General features: G+C 66.4%; 22 protein-coding genes. 5 read left to right on the top strand and 17 right to left on the bottom strand.

All coding sequences use genetic code 11. The annotated features are described in order from the left end of the window. Positions 1-6: 6 nt before the first annotated feature. Positions 7-1,215: an efflux RND transporter periplasmic adaptor subunit gene (locus O6W96_RS11670; RefSeq protein WP_353469703.1), complete on the bottom strand. Its 1,209-nt coding sequence runs from the start codon at positions 1,213-1,215 to the stop codon at positions 7-9. A 141-nt stretch (positions 1,216-1,356) separates the two neighbouring features. On the opposite strand from O6W96_RS11670, the gene O6W96_RS11675 reads away from it, so the two are divergent. Next, positions 1,357-1,920 (top strand): TetR/AcrR family transcriptional regulator, encoded by a 564-nt coding sequence (locus tag O6W96_RS11675; RefSeq protein WP_353469974.1) that lies wholly within the window; start codon positions 1,357-1,359, stop codon positions 1,918-1,920. Between the two features lie 202 nt (positions 1,921-2,122). Here the strand turns inward: O6W96_RS11675 and O6W96_RS11680 are convergent, their stop codons facing one another. From O6W96_RS11680 to O6W96_RS11715, 8 genes are all read right to left on the bottom strand, one after another. After that, positions 2,123-3,154 (bottom strand): sensor histidine kinase, encoded by a 1,032-nt coding sequence (locus O6W96_RS11680; RefSeq protein WP_353469704.1) that lies wholly within the window; start codon positions 3,152-3,154, stop codon positions 2,123-2,125. Beyond that, complete coding sequence (locus tag O6W96_RS11685) at positions 3,151-3,591, bottom strand: response regulator (protein WP_056053360.1); 441 nt, start codon at positions 3,589-3,591, stop codon at positions 3,151-3,153. Before O6W96_RS11685 ends, O6W96_RS11680 begins: the two co-directional genes overlap by 4 nt. Further along, positions 3,588-5,093: a sensor histidine kinase gene (locus O6W96_RS11690; protein ID WP_353469705.1), complete on the bottom strand. Its 1,506-nt coding sequence runs from the start codon at positions 5,091-5,093 to the stop codon at positions 3,588-3,590. The genes O6W96_RS11685 and O6W96_RS11690 overlap by 4 nt, the downstream gene beginning before the upstream one ends. Before the next feature lie 75 nt (positions 5,094-5,168). Continuing rightward, positions 5,169-5,948, bottom strand: a complete 780-nt coding sequence (locus O6W96_RS11695; RefSeq protein WP_353469706.1) for an exonuclease domain-containing protein — start codon at positions 5,946-5,948, stop codon at positions 5,169-5,171. Between the two features lie 27 nt (positions 5,949-5,975). Further along, on the bottom strand, positions 5,976-6,431 hold the full coding sequence (locus tag O6W96_RS11700) for a PH domain-containing protein (protein ID WP_353469707.1): 456 nt from the start codon (positions 6,429-6,431) through the stop codon (positions 5,976-5,978). A gap of 211 nt (positions 6,432-6,642) precedes the next feature. Then, on the bottom strand, positions 6,643-8,010 hold the full coding sequence (pgmG, locus tag O6W96_RS11705) for a phosphoglucomutase/phosphomannomutase PgmG (protein WP_353469708.1): 1,368 nt from the start codon (positions 8,008-8,010) through the stop codon (positions 6,643-6,645). Positions 8,011-8,077: 67 nt separating this feature from the next. Further along, positions 8,078-8,332, bottom strand: a complete 255-nt coding sequence (locus O6W96_RS11710; RefSeq protein ID WP_121904786.1) for a DnaJ domain-containing protein — start codon at positions 8,330-8,332, stop codon at positions 8,078-8,080. Beyond that, positions 8,329-9,144 (bottom strand): division plane positioning ATPase MipZ, encoded by an 816-nt coding sequence (locus O6W96_RS11715; protein WP_353469709.1) that lies wholly within the window; start codon positions 9,142-9,144, stop codon positions 8,329-8,331. The genes O6W96_RS11710 and O6W96_RS11715 overlap by 4 nt, the downstream gene beginning before the upstream one ends. Before the next feature lie 75 nt (positions 9,145-9,219). Between O6W96_RS11715 and panC the strand changes: the two genes are divergently transcribed. Together panC and O6W96_RS11725 are read left to right on the top strand one after the other, a co-directional pair. Further along, entirely contained in the window at positions 9,220-10,059 is an 840-nt protein-coding gene (gene panC, locus O6W96_RS11720; RefSeq protein ID WP_353469710.1) for a pantoate--beta-alanine ligase, read from the top strand. 78 nt (positions 10,060-10,137) lie between these two features. After that, positions 10,138-10,434: a sel1 repeat family protein gene (locus tag O6W96_RS11725; protein ID WP_056053341.1), complete on the top strand. Its 297-nt coding sequence runs from the start codon at positions 10,138-10,140 to the stop codon at positions 10,432-10,434. A gap of 162 nt (positions 10,435-10,596) precedes the next feature. On the opposite strand, the gene topA is transcribed toward O6W96_RS11725, so the two are convergent. The 3 genes from topA to plsY form a co-directional block, all read right to left on the bottom strand. After that, positions 10,597-13,200 (bottom strand): type I DNA topoisomerase, encoded by a 2,604-nt coding sequence (topA, locus tag O6W96_RS11730; RefSeq protein ID WP_353469711.1) that lies wholly within the window; start codon positions 13,198-13,200, stop codon positions 10,597-10,599. A 273-nt stretch (positions 13,201-13,473) separates the two neighbouring features. Beyond that, on the bottom strand, positions 13,474-14,565 hold the full coding sequence (gene dprA, locus O6W96_RS11735) for a DNA-processing protein DprA (RefSeq protein WP_353469712.1): 1,092 nt from the start codon (positions 14,563-14,565) through the stop codon (positions 13,474-13,476). After that, positions 14,558-15,172, bottom strand: a complete 615-nt coding sequence (plsY, locus tag O6W96_RS11740) for a glycerol-3-phosphate 1-O-acyltransferase PlsY (RefSeq protein ID WP_353469713.1) — start codon at positions 15,170-15,172, stop codon at positions 14,558-14,560. Before plsY ends, dprA begins: the two co-directional genes overlap by 8 nt. Before the next feature lie 208 nt (positions 15,173-15,380). On the opposite strand from plsY, the gene murI reads away from it, so the two are divergent. Both murI and hemA read left to right on the top strand, forming a co-directional pair. Then, entirely contained in the window at positions 15,381-16,169 is a 789-nt protein-coding gene (gene murI, locus O6W96_RS11745; protein ID WP_353469714.1) for a glutamate racemase, read from the top strand. A 135-nt stretch (positions 16,170-16,304) separates the two neighbouring features. Next, a complete protein-coding gene (gene hemA / locus O6W96_RS11750; protein WP_107954293.1) occupies positions 16,305-17,567 on the top strand; it encodes a 5-aminolevulinate synthase in 1,263 nt (420 codons plus the stop codon). A 32-nt stretch (positions 17,568-17,599) separates the two neighbouring features. Here hemA and O6W96_RS11755 read toward each other — a convergent pair whose 3' ends face one another. The 5 genes from O6W96_RS11755 to O6W96_RS11775 are packed head-to-tail and all read right to left on the bottom strand — an operon-like array spanning position 17,600 to position 20,380. Then, positions 17,600-18,157 carry a Uma2 family endonuclease gene (locus O6W96_RS11755; protein WP_353469715.1) on the bottom strand — a complete coding sequence of 186 codons (558 nt, stop codon included), beginning with the start codon at positions 18,155-18,157 and terminating at the stop codon, positions 17,600-17,602. A 51-nt stretch (positions 18,158-18,208) separates the two neighbouring features. Continuing rightward, positions 18,209-18,673 (bottom strand): DUF3429 domain-containing protein, encoded by a 465-nt coding sequence (locus O6W96_RS11760; protein WP_353469716.1) that lies wholly within the window; start codon positions 18,671-18,673, stop codon positions 18,209-18,211. After that, complete coding sequence (locus O6W96_RS11765) at positions 18,673-19,383, bottom strand: anti-sigma factor (RefSeq protein ID WP_353469717.1); 711 nt, start codon at positions 19,381-19,383, stop codon at positions 18,673-18,675. The genes O6W96_RS11760 and O6W96_RS11765 overlap by 1 nt, the downstream gene beginning before the upstream one ends. Continuing rightward, the gene (locus O6W96_RS11770; RefSeq protein WP_353469718.1) at positions 19,376-19,945 is read right to left on the bottom strand and encodes a sigma-70 family RNA polymerase sigma factor; all 570 of its coding nucleotides are present in this window, start codon (positions 19,943-19,945) and stop codon (positions 19,376-19,378) included. The genes O6W96_RS11765 and O6W96_RS11770 overlap by 8 nt, the downstream gene beginning before the upstream one ends. A gap of 9 nt (positions 19,946-19,954) precedes the next feature. Further along, entirely contained in the window at positions 19,955-20,380 is a 426-nt protein-coding gene (locus O6W96_RS11775) for a hypothetical protein (protein ID WP_353469719.1), read from the bottom strand. Between the last annotated feature and the right edge of the window lie 122 nt (positions 20,381-20,502).

The following is a 20,502-nucleotide window of genomic DNA, read 5'->3' on the forward strand; positions in this document are numbered from 1 at the left end:
GGGCGGTTACTTCCCGGCCTGCGCGGAACTGTTGCTGGTTGCACCGGACGCGTCGCCGCCTCCGGGTGCCGCGCCGGCGGGCTTGGCGACCTGCTGCGGGGCGGCTGGCTTGACGGTCGAACCTGGGCGCAGGTTGAGCAGCCCCTCGACGATCAGCTTGTCGCCGGGCTTCAGGCCGCTGGTGACGATCCACTTGTCGCCGATCACGCGATCGGTGGTGACGGTGCGCTGCTCGACCTTGTTCTGCGCGTTGACGACCAGAGCGGTCGCACCGCCGCGCGGATCGCGCGTGATGCCGGCGGTCGGCGCCATGATCGCTTGGGCGCGCGTGCCTTCGACCAGCTTGGCGCGGACGTACATGCCCGGCAGCAACAGGCCGTTGGGGTTCGGGAAGCTCGCGCGCAGCGTCACCGCGCCGGTGGTCTGGTCGACCGTGACTTCGGAGAATTGCAGGCGACCCTCGATCGGATAGGTGCTGCCGTTCGGAAGGATCAGTTGGACGCGCGCGCTGCCGTCGCCGCGGGTCACGCCGCCGGTCGCCATCGCCTGCTTGAGATCGAGCAGCTGCGCCGCCGACTGGACGACGTCGACATACACCGTGTTGGTGCGCTGGATCGTCGCGAGCGGATCGGTCTGGCCCATCTGGACCAGCGCGCCGACGGTCACGAGCGACCGGCCGATACGGCCTGAGATCGGTGCCTTGATGCGCGTGAAGCCCAGATTGACCCGCGCCGACTGGACCGCTGCCTGCTGCGCTGCAACATTCGCGCGAGCCTGTTGCGCGGAAGCGGTGGCGTTGTCCGCCTCCTGCTTGCTGACCGCGTTCAGCTGGACGAGCTGGCCGTAGCGCTGCGCCTGGAGGCGGGTCGCGTTGATCTGCGACTGGGCCGCGCCAAGCTGGCCCTGCGCGCTGGCGAGTGCCGCGCGATAGGGAGCGTCCTCGATCGCGTAGAGGACCTGGCCCTTGCTGACCATCGCACCCTCGGTGAACAGACGATCGCGGACCACGCCGCTGACCTGCGGACGGACCTCTGAGGTCTCTACCGCGGCGATACGACCAGGAAGCTCGGAGGTGAGCACGACCGCTTCCTCACCAACGGTGACGACGCCGACGGTCGGTGTCGGCGGAGGCGGCGGAGCCTGCTCCTTGCCGCAAGCCGACAGCAGGGCGAGCGCGAAGAGCGCCACCGATCCCTTGAGGTTCAATTGCTGCATGTTAAGCATCCCGACGTCCGTGCAGATTAGGTTCACCGGAATGAACGTTCATTCCGCTTGCTTGCCCGCTAGGATTGTGCGAGCGGCCGGTCAACCTAAAAACGCGTCGGGAATATGATTTTGAGTGCAGTGCAGCATGAAATGGGAAGTCGGGAGCGTATCGTCTCGTCGGCCCGTCATCTGTTTGCGACACAAGGGTTTCATAAGACCCCGATGTCCGAACTTGCTACCGCGGCGGGGGTTTCCGTCGGCCAGATCTATCGCCTGTTCACCGGCAAGAACGCGGTAATCCAGGCGATTGTGATGGAAGATGCCGCGGCGAAGATGGCCGAACTGCAGACGATGAACGACTCCGTCAAGTCCGAGGGATTGTCGATCGAGGAGGGGTTCGTCGAACTGGCGCGGCGTGCTTTGTCGAAGGGCGATGAGGCGCTGTCGTTCGAGATCATGGCCGAGGCGCACCGCAATACCGATGTCGCCGACACGATCGCCGACCTGTGCCGCGGGTTCCGTCAGATGATCCGCGAACTCGCGTGCGTCGCCAATCCGGACTTGCAGGAAAAGGAACTGGAAGGCGCCGAGGAGCTGATCCTCGCCTTCATGTTCGGGCTGGGCCACCGCACCTTGTCGCGGCCGCGTCTGTCGGAGGACGAGACCGCGCGGTTGACGGGGCGGATGATCCTGGCGGCCGTGCGCGCGCTCTAAATAACGCCGTTCGTGCTGAGTAGCGACCGAGTAGCTTCGCAGAAGCGAATCGAGGGCGTGTATCGAAGCATCGGTTCCGCACGCCAACCTGTCCTTCGATACGCCCTCTCGATACGCGGCTATGCCGCTACTCGATGGCTACTCAGGACGAACGGTAGAGAGCACGACAGGCGAATGATTCCGTCGTTGCAACTTGCGCGCCCTACCGTACCGCCGCGCGCAGGGTGGCGCGGACGCCGGTATGCGAGGGGTCGTATTCCACGATCGTTTGCAGGCTCTGCGCCATCGCGCGGATCAGCTTCGTGCCGAGACCGGTACCGCGCGGAACCGCGTCTTCCGGGATGCCGCAGCCATCGTCTTCGACCGCGAGCAGGAACACATCGTCGTCGATCCGGCGCAGCGCCACGCGGACTTCGCCGCCGCCGGTCGGGTAGGCGTATTTGCACGCGTTGGTGACGAGTTCGGTGACGATCACGCCGAGCGACACCGCGCGGTCGGTGGGCAGGCGGATCGGTTCGGCGGCGAGGCTCAAGGCGCGGGGGAGCGCCTCGGTCGACCAGGTCTCGGCGAGTTCATCGACCAGCGCGCCGAGATACTCCTGCATGTCGACGCTCTCGACGTCGTTGCTGGTGTAGAGCCGGCGATGGACCTGCGCGATCGCCTGGATCCTGCGCTGCGTGTCTTCGAGCGCTTCTCGTGCGGACGGATCTGTCAGCGCGGTCGCCTGGAGGCGGACCATCGCCGAGACGAGTTGCAACGAGTTGGCGACGCGGTGGTTGACCTCGCCGAGCAGCGCCTCGAGCCGCGCGTTGCTGGCGCGAAGATCGGCTTCGGCGGCGGCCTTTTCGTGCTTCAGTAGCGCCCGTGCGCGCACCTGTTCGAACGAGGCGGCGAGCAGGTCGAAGAAATCGTCGCCGACCGTCTTCACGACGTAATCGGCGGCACCCGCCTTCAGCGCGGCGACCGCGATGCGGCCTTCCTCGGAGCCGGTGACGTACACGACGGGGGGCGGATCGGGCAGGCTGCGGAGTGCGTCGAGGGTTTCGAGGCCGTCCATGCCGGGCATGTAGTGATCGACCGCGATCAGGTCGAAGCGCTCGGCCGCGGCCTTCACGACGCCCTCGGCCCCCGTTTCGGCAACAGTCATCCGGTAGCCGCGGCGTTCGAGCGCACGCGCTGCCAGCCGCCGGATGCCGGCGTCGTCGTCGATGTAGAGGACGCGCGTTTCGCTCACTCGGCTTCGGGAACCTGGATCACCGACAGGAACAGCCCGAGCTGGCGGATCGCCTGCGCGAAACTCTCATAGTTCACCGGCTTGGTGATGTAGACGTTGCAGCCGAGATCGTAGCAGCGCTCGATCTCGACCTTGTCGTCGGTGGTGGTGAGCACGACGACCGGCGTGCGCTTGAGCGGGCTGCCCTCCGCCTTGATCCGTGCGAGGATGTCGGTGCCGCTCATGTCGGGCAGGTTCAAGTCGAGCAGGATCATCGCCGGGCCGCTCTTCGCGGGGCCATCGGCGGCGTTGAACAGGAAGTCGAGCGCGGTGGTGCCGTCGGTGAAGTGACGGATATCGTTCAGGATTCCGGCGCGGCGGATGTTCTTCTCGATGAGGCGGGCATGACCCTCGTCATCCTCGATCATCACGATACCGACGGTCTTGTGATCGTTCATGCTGCGTCCTGGATGGTCATGTGGGTCGGCAGGTTGAGCCGGAAGGTCGCGCCGTCGCCGAGCGTCGACTGCACGTCGATCGTCCCGCCCAGACGATAGGCGAGTGCGCGGACATGCGCGAGTCCGATGCCTTCGCCCGGCTGGTCCTGCGTGCCCGAGCGCCGGAACAGGTCGAACACGCGCTGGTGATCACGCGGATCGATGCCGCGGCCATTGTCGACCACCGACAGGATCACGCGTCCGCGTTCGGTATGGCCTGTCACGACGATCTCACCCGGGCGGCCGGGCTTCAGATACTTGGTCGCGTTCTCGATCAGGTTCGACAGAATCTGTTCGAGCGCGAGGCGATCGGTGACGATTCCCGGCATCGGTCGCTCGACGCGCACCACCGCACCGCGATCGTCGACGATGTGCTGCATCGCACCGACGATCGTGTCGACCAGTTGCGCCGGGTCGATATGCTCGGGGGCGATCGTCCGGCGACCTTCGCGCGCGAGCTTGAGGATGGCGTTGATCAGCCGGTCCATCTTCTGCGTCGAGGTGCGGATGAAGCCGATCGCCTCGGGCAGGTCCTCGCGCGCCGCCAGCCGTGCGTCTTCCGTCAAAATGTGCGGCGCTTCGGCTTCGGCACGGTCGACGAGTTCGGCGAGCGGCCCGGCGGCGGTCGCGAGTTCGGCGGTGAAGCCCATCACGTTGACGAGCGGCGAGCGCAGATCGTGGCTGACGATATAGGCGAACCGTTGGATCTCCTCGTTCGCACGGCTGAGATCGGCGGTGCGTTCCACGACCTGCTCCTCGAGCGTCTCGTTGAGGGTGCGCAGGCTGTCGCGCGAGGCGGCGAGGTCGGCGGTGTAGCGGCGGATCAGCAGGACCGCGAGGATTGCGACGATCAGCAGCAGCGCTGCGGCCAACCCCGCGACCGAGAGGAACAATGCGCTGGTGCGTTGCTGGCGTTCTGTGCGGATTGCGAGCAGGCGGACTTCGTCGGCGGCCATCGCCTGGAGGCGGTAGCGGATTCCGCGCATCAAAGGCACGCTGGCATCGACCGCGAACTGGCGCTGCGCCTCAGCGATCCGACCCGAGGCGACCAACGTCATCGACTGCGTCCGAAGCGCGCGCAACTGGACGAAGCGCGGCTCGATCAGCGCGAGGCGCGCGACCTGGTTGGGGTTGTCGCGCGTCAGGTGGCGCAGCTTGCGGATCGACGGGACGAGATTGCCCGCGGTCCGCGCATAGGCGGTCGCGAACAGCGGCTTGCCGGCGAGGATATAGCCGCGCCGCGCGGTCTCGGATTGCTCCATCTGAATCTGGAGCGTGGCGACGGCCTGGCGGACGTCCTGCGTGTGGAGGATCTCGGCGGTATAGGTGCGGTTGCGGACGGTGATCCAGCCGATCGCGATCGCCGCGGCGGCCAGCGCGATGAAGCCGAGCGTCATGAACGCGACCAGCCACCGTGCGACTCGCCCCTCAGACGAGGGCAGTTTCAGACTTATGCCCACCATAGGGCTTGCGGTGTAGGCGGGCGGAAGTCGTTACGCCAGCGATACTGACGCGTCCGCGGACCTAAGCATATTGATCTAGAGCAGCAGGTCATGCGCGCTCGCCTTGCCGACGCGACCGCCGCCGCTGCGCCGGTCCATCTCGTGGTTGGCGGTGAAGCGGATATCGGGATCGCGGTCGGTCATGAACGCCATCAGCGTCTCGTGATCGAGCTCGGACCATTCCTTGCCGCGGTCCGGGCCGTAGCGGACACGCGGAATGAGGCCGGGATCGCGCGACCATTCGAGCAATTGCGCAAGGCTCGCCTCGTTGAGCATGTCACGCAGGTGGAACGCGGTGACGTAGGCGTCGGGGAATGCGCGGTGCGCGGGGAGGCCGCGCTCGTGCTCCATGCCGTGGGGTTTACGCCAGTAGCGCAGCACCTGGTTGGAGAAGCTCGGTGAGTCGGGCCAAAGCCGCAGCGCGCATTTCCAGGTGCAGATCCACTCCGCGTCGCGGGTGAGCGCGGGAGTGCAGAATTTCTGCTCGAAATCGGCGCGGTGCGCGGCGAGTGCGAGCCGGCGCGGCCACGGATCGAGCACTTGCCGTGCGCAATCATGCCAATAGGGCGCGTCGGCGACATGCTCGTCGAGGATGTGGTGGATCGCCTGGGTCACGGGCGGGATCAGTCGGCCTGGATTGACGAGCAGGCTGCCGCCTTCGCCGTAAATCTCCCAGCGGCCGTCCTCGCCGAGCGCGACGTCCTGCCAGCCGATCTCGCAGACGCCGTGCGCGGGCGGGGCCGAACCGGTCGTCTCGAGGTCGACGACCCGGATCATCTGCGGTTGCTGTTTGGGCTTGGGGTAGGGGGGCGCCATGCCCGCCATGTGGGGACAAAAGCGCGCTTAATCCAGCGCGTATGCATCCTCATGGTCGATATCGAGTTCGCGGACGCCACGGCGCTGGCGCGCGCGGTCGACGAGCTTGCGCAGACCCTCGCGGCGGTCGCGTGCCATCGGGATGTCGCGCAGGGCGAACTCGCCGCCGCTCGTCGTGCGGTCGCTGGAGGTGAGCGTGATCGTGCCGATGTCGGTCATCTGGTTGAGCAGCGAATAGCCGAGACGGACATCCTTGATCCGGTAGAGCTCGATCTCGTCGATCGTCTTGAACAGGATACCGCGCTTGATGATCAGACGCTGGTCGGTGATCTCGTAGGAGGCGCTGCGGTTCTTGAGCCAGCGGACGCCGATCAGGATGAAGCCTACGCCGGCGAAACAGGTGAGAAGGGTGCCCCAGCCGGCAAAGCTGCCGAGCAGCCAGCGGCGCGTGCTGGAGCGGAATTCGTCGACTGGGCGCTCCACGTGAGGACTCCTTGGGGTGATGGGGGAAAGTAGGCGAGGGCGGTCGTGAGTCAATCGGTTGGGTGGCTTGTGCTGGTATAGCGACCGCTTGCCCCACCCCGGCGGAGGCCGGGGGCCAATTGGGGGACGTTGCTAACGAGGTGTGGCGCTCCGTTATATCCACCTTTCCAATTGGGCCCCGGCCTTCGCCGGGGTGGTGTAGTTCTCGCGGTTAGTTCCGCGTTACACCACTCGCGGCCAGTTGCGTGTCGACCTCCGCGAGTAACGTATCGAGCGCCGCTTGGTCCTTCGCCTCCGCGCGTACCGTCAGCATCGCCTGCGTGTTCGAGGCGCGGAGGAGCCACCAGCCTGCCGCAGTCGTGACCCGCGCGCCATCGGTGAGGTCCATCGCCACGCCATCCGATTTCAGCCGTGCGATCACGTCGTCCACCACCGCGAACTTCCGCGTGTCCTCGACCGGAAAGCGCAGGTCCGGTGTCGCCACCAGCGTCGGCATCGCGTCGCGCAGCTCCGTCAGTGAGCGCCCCGACAGATGTACCGCTCGGATCAGCCGCACCGCCGCATAGTGCGCGTCGTCGAAGCCATAATATTCACCGGCGAAAAACAGGTGGCCGCTGAGTTCGCCACCCAATGGCGCGCCGGTGCGGGTCATCGCGGTCTTCATCAGGCTGTGGCCGGTGGCGGCCATCACCGGTTCGCCGCCCAGCGCCGCGATTCGGTCGAACAGGGCTTGGCTTGACTTCACGTCGGCGACGATCGGCGCGCCGTGGTGCTCGCGCAGCGCAGGTTCGACCAATATGGAGAGAATCTGGTCGCCCCAGATCACCCGTCCCGAGCCGTCGACCGCACCGATCCGGTCGCCATCCCCGTCGAAGGCCAGTCCGAAATCGAGGCTCTTCTCCGTGACCAGGCGTTTGAGATCGGCGAGGTTCGCCTCTTCGGTAGGATCGGGATGATGGTTGGGAAAATTGCCGTCGACTTCGGCGAAGATCACATGATGCTCACCCGGCAGGAGCTGGACGAGCTTCTCGATCACCGGGCCGGCGGCGCCGTTGCCCGTGTCCCAGCCGATCCGGTACGCGCCGCCCGCATAGCCAGCCATCAGCCGCCCGACATAGGCGTCGAGCACGTCCGCAGTCGTGACTTCGCCCGCGCCTTCGCTCCAGGTGCCCGATGCGGCGAGCGCGGCCAGGTCCTGGATGTCGTCGCCGAAAAATGGTGCGTGCGCGTGCACCATCTTGAAGCCGTTATACTCGGGGGGATTGTGGCTGCCGGTTACCTGGATGCCGCCATCCACCTCTAGCGTCGCTTCCGCGTAATACAGCATCGGCGAGGTGCTGAGGCCGATGCGGACGACGTCGACGCCGCCGGCGATGAGGCCGGCGACGAGCGCGGCTTCGAGCTCGGGCGAGGAGGTGCGGCCGTCATAGCCGACCGCGACGCGCGTTCCGCCAGCGGCGCGGATGCGGGTGGCGAAGCCTCGGCCGATCGCGACGGCATCGGCGGGGCCGAGCGCTTTGCCGACGATCCCACGGATGTCGTATTCGCGGAGCGAGGTCGGGTCGAACTGGTGGGTCATGGGCCTGTCTTTCCGTTCGTGCTGAGCTTGTCCTTCGACTTCGCTCAGGACGAACGGTGGTTTGAGGTTAGCGCGCGCGCTTCAACAGCAGGTCGCGGGCTGCATTCACTCGCCGGGTCAGGTCGGTCGAGCCGCCGCGGTCGGGGTGAACCGAGGCGATCAGGCGGCGGTGGGCGCTGCGGATCGCGTCGGCATTTGCGCTGCTGTCGATGCCGAGGATCGAGCGCGCTTCGGCTTCATCCGTCACCACACGCTGTTTTGGCTTCGGGCGGAGGTAATGCCATGCCAGCCAGATGAAGACCGCGGCGACGATCCACTTCACGCAGCAACGTCCGGCGCTTGCTCGACAACTTCGGGCAGCTGCAACGCCGCCATCATCTCGCGCAGTTCTTGGCGCGCAGCGACGTGGCCGAGGCCCATGCTGCCGAATTCCTTGGCGTCGATCATGGTCAGGCCGGCGGGGAACATCTCGCGGTAGATCACGCGCTCGCCGAGGCCCGGGATGATCCGGAAGCCGACGCGTTTGGCCAGTTGCGCGAGCGCGTCCGACACGCGGCGCATGTTGCGCGCCTCGATATGCTGGAGGCGATTGCGCAGCACGACCCAGTCGATCGTCGTGCCGTCGGCGCGGGCACGCTGTTTCCGCGCGTCCCAGATCAGTTCGGAATAGAAGCTCGGGCGCGTCACCTGATACGTCTCGGGGTCGACCTGGCCGATCAGGTCGAAGTCGACGAAACTGTCGTTCATCGGCGTGACCAGCGTGTTCGACAGGGCCGCCGCGGTGCGCGCGAACGGATCGTCGCGGCCCGGCGTATCGACGACCAGGAAGTCGGACCCTTCGCTGAGCGAATGCCACAGATCCTCGAACTGGTCCTCGCTCTGCTCCGACAGCGTCGCGTGGCGCGGCATCGGCAGGGGAGAGCCGGTGCGCTTTACCGTCTCGGCGCGGTTGTCGAGATAGCGGCCGACGGTGCGCTGACGGTGGTCCAGATCGAGACACGCGACACGCGCACCCTTGGCGGCGAGCGCGATCGCGACGTGCACCGCGGTCGTCGACTTGCCGGTGCCGCCCTTCTCGTTGGCGAACACGATGACATGCGTCGAAGCTTGGGGTGAGTCGGGGCCCGTGGCCAACGCGCGTTTCCTTATTGATCGTAACAGTCACCCTTCATAGAAGCCGCGACCGCACTTATCGAGTAGGAGTTTCACGTGGACACCGTCCGGGACCTTAATGCGTTGCGCGAAAGCGTCGCCGCCTTCCGTGCGGCGGGGCAGCGCGTCGCGCTCGTTCCGACGATGGGCGCGCTCCACGCTGGCCATGTCGCGCTGATCGAGGCGGCGAAGCGGCCGGGGACCAAGGTTGTGGCGTCGATCTTCGTCAACCCGACGCAGTTCGGGCCAAACGAGGATCTGTCCCGCTATCCGCGGCGCGAGATGGCGGATATCCGGATGCTCAACGAGGCCGGGTGCGACCTGCTCTGGCTGCCGTCGGTCGAGACGATGTATCCCGATGGTTTCGCGACGTCGGTGCGCGTCTCGGGTGTCAGCGATGGGTTCGACGGCGCCTCGCGTCCAGGCCATTTCGACGGCGTCGCGACGGTCGTGTCGAAGCTGTTCAACCAGGTCGGGCCCGATGCCGCGTATTTCGGCGAGAAGGATTACCAGCAGCTTGCCGTCGTCCGGCGGTTCGTCGCCGATCTCGATTTCGCGATCGATATCGTCGGGGTGCCGACGCAGCGCGACGACGACGGGTTGGCGATGTCGTCGCGCAACATCTATCTCGACGACGAACAGCGCAAGCAGGCGGTCGCCCTGCCGCGAGCCTTGGGCGTCGCGGCGCGGGCGATCGCGAAGGGGGAAGACGTCGAGTCCGTGCTCGACGATGCGCGGGCGACGTTGGTGGGGGCGGGGTTCACGATCGATTACGTCGCGCTGGCGGATGCCGAGACGCTGGCGGAGAACCCCGCGGCGGAGCGTCCGCGGCGGTTGCTGGCGGCGGCGCGGATGGGCGCGACGCGGCTGATCGATAACATCGCGATAGATTTGTAAAGAACGCGTGTTAACCCATTAACCATTTCGTAGCCCGAATCACGGCACTCTGTCCTCACGAACATTGGGGGCAAGACCATGGGCAGCAGTTTCAAGAACGCGAATATCGGAATCGAACGCCGTCTGGCGGATGCCGCGCGCGGCGACGACCGGGCATGCTATGAACTGGGGATGGTGTATTCGACGGGGACTTCGGGTGTCGTCCTCGACCTGATCGAGGCGCACAAGTGGTTCAACCTGGCGGCGGTGTCGGGGAACATCGCCGCGCAGGAATGCCGGGCTGAGATCGCCGAGGACATGACTGCGCGGGAGATTTCGGTGGCGCAGCGCGCTGCGCGGGATTGGATGCAGTTGACGCAGCGCCGGGCTGCTTAATCCTCCCCGGAACGGGGAGGGGGACCGTTCGCCGCTTGGCGAAGGGTGGAGGGGGGGTGCCGCGGGCGTAGCGTTCGTGGGGCTTACCTTACGCAGCGGTACGTTTGGGGAAGCCCCCCTCCACCATCCTTTGGATGGTCCCCCTCCCCTTGCAGGGGAGGATTAGGCTTCCGCTTTTTTCTTTGGGGCGGCTTTCTTGGCGGGGGCCTTTTTGGCCGGAGCCTTCTTGGCTGGAGCTTTTGCCTCAGCCGCATCCTTCGCAGGTGCCTTCTTTGCCGCCGGCTTCTTGGCGGGCGCTTTCTTCTTCTTCGTTGCCGGCGCCGCGGCGGCGCGTGCGTCGATCAGCGACGCCGCTTCCTCGAGCGTCAGCTGGTCCTTCTCGATCGACTTGGGCAGCGTCGCGTTGGTCGTGCCGTCGGTGACGTAGGCGCCGTAACGCCCTTCCATCAGCTTGATCTCGGCCTCGGTACGCGGATGGTTGCCGAGGGTCTTGAGCGGTGCCTGAGCCCCGCGCGCGGTGCGTCCGCCGCCGGCCGCGGCTTCGGCAAGCTTCACGACTGCCGCATTCATGCCCGTCTCGAACACGTCCGCAGTCGTCTGGAGTCGCGCGTATTTGCCCGCATGCTTCAGATACGGACCGAACTTACCGATCGTCGAGATGATCGGTTCGCCGGTCTCGGGGTGGTTGCCGACCGTCCGCGGGAGCGACAACAGCTTGACCGCCCATTCCAGATTGAGCTCGCCGATATCCTTCGGGATCGACGCCATCTTGCGATCTTCGCCTTCGCCGATCTGCAGATACGGGCCGAAGCGTCCCGATTTGCGCTCGATCGGCTGGCCCGTGTCGGGGTGCGTACCGAGCGTCGACGGACCGGCATCCGCTTCGGCGTCGCCGCCGGGCTGCGCGAAGCGACGCGTGTATTTGCACTCGGGATAGTTCGAGCACGCGATGAACGCGCCGAACTTGCCGCCGCGAAGCGCGAGCTGGCCCTCTCCGCAGTTCGGACAGAGACGCGGATCGCCGCCGTCGGCCTTGGCCGGGAACAAATACGGCGCGAGGAAGGTGTCGAGCTCGGCGGTGATTGCGGAGGGCTGCTGCTCCATCACCTCGTTGGTGCGCGGCTTGAAATCGCGCCAGAACGCGTCGAGCACCGACTGCCACTGCGCGCGGCCGCCGGAGACGTCGTCGAGCTCTTCCTCCAGCTCGGCGGTGTAGTCGTAGCCGACGTATTTCTCGAAGAAGCGCTCTAGGAACGCCGTCACCAGCCGGCCGGACTCTTCGGCGAAGAAGCGGTTCTTCTCGATCCGGACGTAGGCGCGGTCCTTCAGCGTCTTGATGATCGAGGCGTAGGTGGACGGGCGGCCGATGCCGAGTTCCTCCATCCGCTTGACCAGCGAGGCTTCGGAGAACCGCGGCGGCGGCTGGGTGAAGTGCTGCTCCGCGTCGACCTTCTTCTTCGCAGGCGCATCGCCTTCACGCATCCGCGGGAGACGGCGGGCGTCCTCGTCGGCCGAGTCATCCGACCCTTCCTCGTACAGCGCGAGATAGCCGGGGAAGAGCACGACCTGGCCGGTGGCGCGCAGGATATTGCGGCCGGTGCCGTCGGCCATCTCGACCGTGGTGCGCTCCATCCGCGCCGACGCCATCTGGCTGGCCAGCGCGCGCTTGAAGATCAGGTCGTACAGGCGTGCGTGATCGCCGCCGCCGGCCTTGTCCTTGCCGAAATCGGTGGGGCGGATCGCCTCATGCGCTTCCTGCGCGTTCTTTGCCTTCGACTGATATTGCCGCGGCTTGTCGGGGACATAGCTCGCGTCGAAGCGGTTCGCGACGGCCAGCCGTGCGGCGCTGATCGCGCTCGAATCCATCTGCACGCCGTCGGTACGCATGTAGGTGATCGTGCCGTCCTCGTAGAGGCCCTGCGCGATCCGCATCGTGTGATCGGCGGAGAAACCGAGTTTGCGCGAGGCTTCCTGCTGCAAGGTCGAGGTGGTGAACGGCGGCGGCGGGTTGCGACCGGCGGGCTTGGTCTCGACCGACTGGACCGAGAAATTGCCGTCTAGCACCGCCTGCTTGGCGCGCAGGGCGTCACCCTCGTTGCCGATCGAGAGGCGGTCGAGCTTGGTGCCCTCGAACTGCGTCAGGCGCGAGGTGAACGCGGTGCCGTCATGCTCCATCTCGGCCGTCACCGACCAGTATTCCTGCGGCTTGAAGACGTCGATCTCGCGTTCGCGCTGGACGATCAGGCGGAGCGACACCGACTGGACGCGACCGGCGGACTTGGCGCCGGGCAGCTTGCGCCACAGCACTGGCGAGAGCGTGAAGCCGACGAGGTAATCGAGCGCACGGCGAGCGCGGTAGGCGTCGATCAGGTCGTCGTCCAACTCGCGCGGGTTCTTCATCGCCTCGGTGACGGTGGCCTTGGTGATCGCGTTGAAGGTGACGCGCTCGACCTCCTTGGGCAGCGCTTTCCGCGCCCGCAGCACTTCACGAACGTGCCAGCTGATCGCCTCGCCCTCGCGATCCGGATCGGTCGCGAGGATCAGGCGGTCGGCGACCTTGGCGAGATCGGTGATCGCCTTCAGCTGCTTCGACTTGTCCGCGTAATTCTCCCACGTCATCGCGAACGCATCGTCGGGATCGACCGAGCCGTCCTTGGGCGGCAGGTCGCGGACATGGCCGTAGCTGGCCAGGACGCGGTAATCGCTGCCCAGATACTTCTCGATGGTTTTGGCCTTGGCAGGCGATTCGACGATGACAAGCTGCATGGGGAAACCGGGGTCCTTACGTGTACGCGTACGAGGGTGGGGACGAAGGGGCGGTGCCGTCAACCCGGATAGGGTAATGCGCGACGTGCGCAAATGAGGTCTCGGATACCGCTTTTCGAGAGGAGTTCTCGAAGGGGCGGGCTAATTCCCGGATTATGCTGGCGTTGCTGGCACAATATCCATGTCGGTATGATGACAGTGACGCGTATCCTGTTGGCATGAAATCGCAGGCGTATGACGGCCGAGCCTTGCGGCGTCCTGAGACCAGGACGATCAGCGCAGGCTGGCGCGGCCGCCGGCATGACGTTCCAGGCGGCCACCGAGTTCGAGTTCGAGCAGCACGGTCTGGACGACCGCCGGGCTCAGGTGCGACTGGCGGATGAGTTCGTCGATTGCGACCGCGACCGGGCCGAGCAGGTCGGTGATCCTGCGGCGGTCGGCGTCGCTTGCATCTTCGGGGGGCGAGGCGGCGTAGGCGTCGATCGGGGAGCGGACCGAGCGCGGGTCGAACGGGCGGATCTGTTCGAGGATGTCGGCGGCGGACTGCACCAGCGTGGCGCCTTCGCGGATCAGCAGGTTGCAGCCTTGCGCGCGGGGATCGAGCGGGCTGCCGGGGACGGCCATGACTTCGCGGCCGGACTCGTTGGCAAGGCGCGCGGTGATGAGCGAGCCGGATTTGGGGACGGCCTCGACCACCACCGTGCCGATCGCGAGGCCGGCGATGATGCGGTTTCGCGAGGGGAAGTTGCGTGCCTTGGGCTCTGTGCCGGGGGGCTGTTCGGCGAGCAGGAGGCCTTCGGTGGCGATGCGCTCCTGTAGCGCGGTGTTGTCGGGCGGGTAGGCGATGTCGATGCCGCTTGCGATGACGCCGATCGTGGCGCCGCTGGAACCGCCGCCGAGCGCGCCGATGTGCGCGGCGGTGTCGATGCCGCGGGCGAGGCCGGAGACGATTGTCGTGCCTTCTTCTGCGAGTTGCAGCGCGAGCTGGCGGGCGAAGCGGCAGGCGGCGGCGGACGCGTTGCGCGCGCCGACCATGGCGATGCAGGGGCGGCTGGCATGGGCGATATCGCCGCGCAGGATAAGGGCTGGGGGTGCGGTCTCGATCTCGGCGAGCAGGCGGGGATAGTCCGGGTCGTCGAGGAAGAGATAGCGGGCGCCGAGTTTGGCGGTCGCGGTCATTTCGCGTTCGACTAGCGCTGCGTCGGCGATTTTTGGCGCGCGTCCGCCGCCGCGTTGGGCGAGCATGGGCAGCGCTTCGATCGCGGCGTCGGCGCTCCCGAAGCGGGCGATGAGCTGGCGATAGGTAACCGGTCCGATCCCGGTCGTGCGGATGAGCCGAAGTCTTGAGACCGTAGGGTCAGCCACTCTTTTGCCGGTTGGACCCGATGCGCGGCTCGGTACCCGAGAACAGCCGTTCGACGTTCTCGCGGTGCTTCCACAGGACGATCAATGCGAGCGCTAGGAGCAGCAGGACGAGGTCGAAGCGACCGAACAGCGCGGCGGCAAACGGTGCGCTGAGGGCTGCGGCCATGCCAGCGACCGAGGAGATGCGCAGGCCCGCGAGGAGGCCAAGCCAGACGACCGCGTAGACTAGTCCGAGCGGCCAATGGAGCGCGACGACGATGCCCATGAGCGTCGCGACGCCTTTGCCGCCCTTGAACTTCAGCCAGACCGGGTAGCAATGGCCGATGAACGCACCGGCGGCCGCGAGCAATGCATTGCCGGGGAACAGGTGTGCGACCAGCAGCACCGCGACCGCGCCCTTGGCCATGTCGAGCAGCAGCGTGGCGGCGGCGAGGCCTTTCCGGCCGGTGCGCAGGACGTTGGTCGCGCCGATGTTGCCCGAGCCGATCGTCCGCAGATCGCCTGCGCCGCCGAGCCGCGTCAGGATGACGCCGAACGGGATCGAGCCGAGCAGATAGCTCAGCACGAGCGATAGCGTGGGCGCGACCCAGAGAATTTCCGTCTGCAACTATGTCCCCCGTTCTGGAGGGGCTTATAAACGACGCGGGGCTGACGGCAAATGGCGTCGCTGGGCATCGATCAATCACCATCCGTCATGCTGACGAAAGTCAGGAGCCAAGATTGCGGGCGGTGACTTTCGTGGCTCTGGGTCCTGACTTTCGTCAGGATGACGGGAGGTCTGGTTCTGACCGGGCCATCCGTCCTAAGGACCGCGCATGGACATGCGCCCCATCCTGTTCTTCGATTCCGGTGTCGGCGGGTTGTCGATCGTCGGTCCGGCGCGCGCGGCGCTGCCCGATGCACCGTTCGTCTATGCCGCCGACTCGGCGGGCTTCCCCTACGGGACCAAGAGCGAGGCGGAGATTGCGGCGCGGGTGCCGGTGTTGCTGGGGCGGTTGGCGGAGCGGTATCGGCCGCGGTTGATCGTGATCGCGTGCAATACGGCCTCGACGATCGCGCTGCCGGTGGTGCGCGTGGCGCTCGATCTGCCGGTGGTGGGGACGGTGCCGGCGATCAAGCCCGCCGCGCTGCTGTCGAAGACGCGGACGATCGGCGTGCTGGGGACCGAGGCGACCGTGCGGCAGGCGTATGTCGATGATCTGGCGGCGAGGTTCGCGGGCGATTGCACGGTGCTGCGCTACGGCTCGGCGGCGTTGGTCGAGATCGCGGAGGCGAAATTGCACGGGCGAACCGTGGCGGCGGAGCGCTATGCCGCGGTACTGGACGGGTTGTTCTCGCAACCCGGTGGCGACGCGATCGACGTGATCGTCAACGCGTGCACGCATTTTCCGCTGGTCGAGGCGGAACTCGCGGCCGCAGCTCCCGCAGTCCGATTCGTCGATGGCGGGCCGGGGATCGCACGGCGGATCGTGCATCTAATGACAGACGAGTCGTGGGCCGGAGCCGGTGAAGGTACCGCGGTGTTCACGCGGCTGGGCGATGACGAGCGCGCGCTTGCGCCCGCGTTGGCTGTGCGGGGATTTGGGAAAATCGAGCAACTCTGACTGTCTGGTGGGACAATATGCCCGCTTGCGTCGTCAGGCCATCATGGCAATGTACGCTCAGGATGAGGAAAGCGATCACCGTAAGAGCGGTATTGCGCTGGAAACGAGTGAAAGCGAGGCGTAGTGCCCAAGCCTATGATTACCAACGGCATCTCGGCAACGGATTCTACCTTGGGTCCGCGAGTCGATTATTCGCGCGTTTTCACGCAGGCGATCGACCGGTTGCATGCCGAAGGGCGCTACCGCGTGTTCATCGACATTCTCCGCAACAAGGGCGCGTTTCCGAACGCGCGCTGCTTTGCCGGGCATAACGGGCCGAAACCGATCACGGTGTGGTGCTCGAACGATTACCTCGCGATGGGTCAGCACCCGAAGGTAATCGCGGCGATGGAAGAGGCGCTGCACGACGTCGGCGCGGGCTCGGGCGGCACGCGCAACATCGGTGGCAACACGCATTACCATGTCGATCTGGAGGGCGAACTCGCCGACCTGCACGGCAAGGAAGCGGCGCTGCTGTTTACGAGCGGGTACGTCTCGAACGAGGCTACGCTGGCGACATTGGCGAAGGTCTTGCCGGGCTGCATCATCTTTTCGGACGAACTGAACCACGCGTCGATGATCGCGGGCATCCGCAACTCGGGCTGCGAGAAGCGCGTATTCCGGCATAACGACCTTGCGCATCTCGAAGAGCTTCTCGCGGCCGAAGATCCGGCAGCACCGAAGCTGATCGCGTTCGAGAGCGTGTATTCGATGGAGGGCGACATCGCGCCGATCTCCGCGGTGTGCGACCTCGCCGACCGGTACAACGCGCTGACCTATTGCGACGAAGTCCACGCGGTGGGCATGTACGGCGCACGCGGCGGCGGTATCTCGGAGCGGGACGAGGTCGCGCACCGGATCACGATCCTCGAGGGCACGCTGGGCAAGGCGTTCGGCGTGATGGGGGGCTATATCGCCGCCGATCGCACGATCGTCGACGTGATCCGCTCGTACGCACCGGGGTTCATCTTCACGACGTCGCTGTCGCCGGTACTGGTCGCTGGCGTGCTTGCGAGCGTGCGGCATCTGAAAAGCTCGAGCGTCGAGCGCGAGGGGCAGCAGGCTTCTGCGGCAATGCTGAAGGCGATGCTCAAGGACGCGGGGCTGCCGGTGATGATCGGCGATACGCATATCGTGCCGCTGATGGTCGGCGACCCGGTGAAGGCGAAGAAGATCAGCGACGTGCTGCTTGCCGAATACGGCGTGTACGTGCAGCCGATCAACTATCCGACCGTGCCGCGCGGTACCGAGCGGCTCCGGTTTACGCCGGGGCCTGCGCATACCGAGGCGATGATGCGCGAGCTGACCGATGCGCTGGTGGAAATCTGGAGCCGGCTGGACTTGCGTAAGGCGGCTTGAGGCTGGCCCCGCTTACTGCGGGGCAGCACTGGTTAGTCGATCGTGATCGCGCCATCAGTACCGGGCACGTCTAGGACTTCGCCAAAACCTACCGAATGGAATCGCGTGTAATCGCCTTCCAAAGGGTTGGCGTAGACATGGACGACGCGCCGAATGCCATCGACCACCCAGTAGTGCGGAATGCCGCCGCGCGCATAGGCGAAGCGCTTCATCGTGGTATCGCGCGCGACCGACGTTTCCGCGACTTCGACGACGAGCAGGAAGTCGGCGGCGAGCAATAGGCGGTTTTCTTCCACCGATGTGCGTAGAACTGCGACGTCGCAGCCAAGCACCGTATCGTTACCCAGATCGACGCCAGCCTCGCCAACGATTCTCGACTCAGCAAATAGACGCGACAGGCGAATGGCGATCTTGGCCTGGCGCGAGGCGTGCGCAAACTGGGGCGGGTTCATCCGGACGAGTTCCCCTTCGACCAGTTCGACTTTCATGTCGTCGAACGCGCCGGACTCACCCATGCGCAGGAACTCGGCGGTGGTAAAACGCGCCTTTTCCTGCCGATCGGTGCGGAGACTCGCGGCGGATGTATTCATGACCGATTCGTACCATGAATCGAGCTAGCCCGCGAGTCGTGCGGTGTGGCCTTAAAGTGCGGCGGCGAGCATCGTCAGGACGCCCAGGCCGAGCGACAGAGGCACGCGTAATGCCATCCAGCCGGGCGGGGCGATGCCGGCACGGACCAGCGCGCGGTCGACGAGCAGTGCGGCGATAAGGCTGATGCCGAGCACGACCAGCGACGGACCGGGCCAGCGCAGGCCGACCATCCAGGGCCAGGCGGTGGCCAGCGCGACCAGCGATGGCGCGACGCTGGCGAACCAGAGCCAGCGCGGCGGCGAGTCGGTGCGTGCGGCGAGGCCCCACCAGAGACCGCCGAGGAAGCTCAGGATGATCGCGGCATAGGCGTAGGCGATCGCCAGCGCGGAGAACCGGCTTTGCGGATCGCCGCTCAGCAGCAACGCGACGGCCGCGAGTTGCGGTAGGAGTCCGCTCAATCCGAGCAGGCGCGCGATCGGCGGGATGCCGCCGGTCGCGGCGGGTTGCTCGGGCATCAGACGCGCGCGACCACGCCGGTGGCGACGACCGGTCCTGTCGGCAGGCCGGTCGGCGAGCCGCCGAGCGGCTCGACCGAGATCGCGAGCGTCGCGCCGGGGGTTATGCGACCGCGGTCGACGCCCTTGGGTACCAGAGAGGTCGGACGGCCCGAGAGCAGGCCGAGCGAATGCGGCACGCCGTCGCCGCCGATCACCCAGAGCTGCGCGACGCGCGCGTCTGGAACGCCGGGGCCGGCCGCGACGCGGAGCGCTCCGTTTGCGGGATCGTAGACCGCCGCAACAGGCGATTTCGCATCGCCGAGCATCGCCACAAGCACGCTGGTCGGGCGCGCGACGGGGATCGGTTGCGAGACGGGCACGGTCGGCTCTGGGCGGACCATGACGAACAGCAACAGCGATGCGGCGATCGCGCTGGTGACGGCGGCGAGCGCCGGCCAAGCGAAGCGGCTCGTTTGCTCGGGGGCCGGGGTTCCGTCGAGACTGGCTTCGATCCGGGCAGCGAGATGCGGCGGCGCAGCGCGTTCGGGCCAGAGGTCGAACAAGACAGCGAGGCGCGACCGCCACCATTCCACCTGCGCGGCGAAACCAGGCTCGGCGAGCACGCGGCGCAGCGCTGCCCCGCGTTCTTCGCCCTCGAGCAGGCCGAGTGCGAGTTCGGCGGCGGCAACGTCCTCAGGCACGCCGGTATCGGTGGTCGGATCAACCATCGAGGCAATCCTTCAGGCGCGCGAGGCCGCGGCGGACCCAGCTCTTCATCGTCCCCAGCGGCACGTCGCGTTTAATCGCGAGTTCGGCATAGGTGATGCCCTCGAAGAACGCAGTGCGGATCGCGTCGCGCTGCTGCGGTTCGAGACCTTCGAGACATTCGATCAGTTCGCGCGACGATTCGCTCGCCAGCATCCCTGCCTCGGCGCCTTCGCCGGGATCGGCGATGTCGGGCGCGTCGTCGAGCGGGCTCGTGCGGCGAACGCCCTGCGCGCGCTGCCAGTCGATGGCGCGGTTGCGCGCGATCGTCGCCAACCAAGTTATCGGGCTCGCGCGGCCGGGTTCCCAGGCACCGGCGCGTTTCCAGATCGTGAGATAGACCTCGTGCAGCACATCCTCCGCGGCTTGGGCGTTGCCGCAGATACGATGGGTGATGCCGAAAAGCTTCGCGCTGGTCAGCGAATAGAGTTCGCGAAACGCGTCGCGGTCCTCTTGGCCCGTGCGCAGCAGTACCTGGGAGAGGTGCGCGCGGGCGGCGTCGGCGTTGGCATGTGCGATAGTCACGGCGAGAACCTAGCGGCTAAGTCCGTCGCGGCAATAGCCTTCGCCGGGCTTCACGGTGAGGCAGTCGGTTTTGCCGACCAGATATTTGAGCCCGGTCGCGTCGCCGTTGGTCGGGCGCAGCGTTTCGCGGATGCCTTTGCGATCGAACGCTATCGTGTCGCCGGTCGCGATGCCGTCGAACTTGCCCTTGTTGTCGAGGTCCCATTGCATCGTCAGCGCGTAGTGGCCCGGGGTGTCGGTCGGGGCGACGTCGAGGACCATGCCTTCGACGCCGATCCAGCGGCCGGTGTAGTCGGGCGCCGGTTTAGGCTTGGGAGCGGCGACCTTGCGTTCGACCGATCCGGCAGACGTCATGTTGCCGTCGCTGCTCGTATCGGGGGCATGGCCGGAGCAGGCGGTCAGCGCGGCGGCGGCAAGCAGGGTGAGGGCTTTCATGGCGCTTCTCCTTTTGCGCGGTCGAACGAGCGCGCCTTGTGCTCCGTCATCCTGACGAAAGTCAGGACCCAGAGTAACGCAGAACTCCGCTTTGTAACCCTGGGTCCTGACTTTCGTCAGGA

This window comes from Sphingomonas faeni (assembly GCF_040407495.1).
GTDB classification, from domain to species: domain Bacteria; phylum Pseudomonadota; class Alphaproteobacteria; order Sphingomonadales; family Sphingomonadaceae; genus Sphingomonas; species Sphingomonas faeni_D.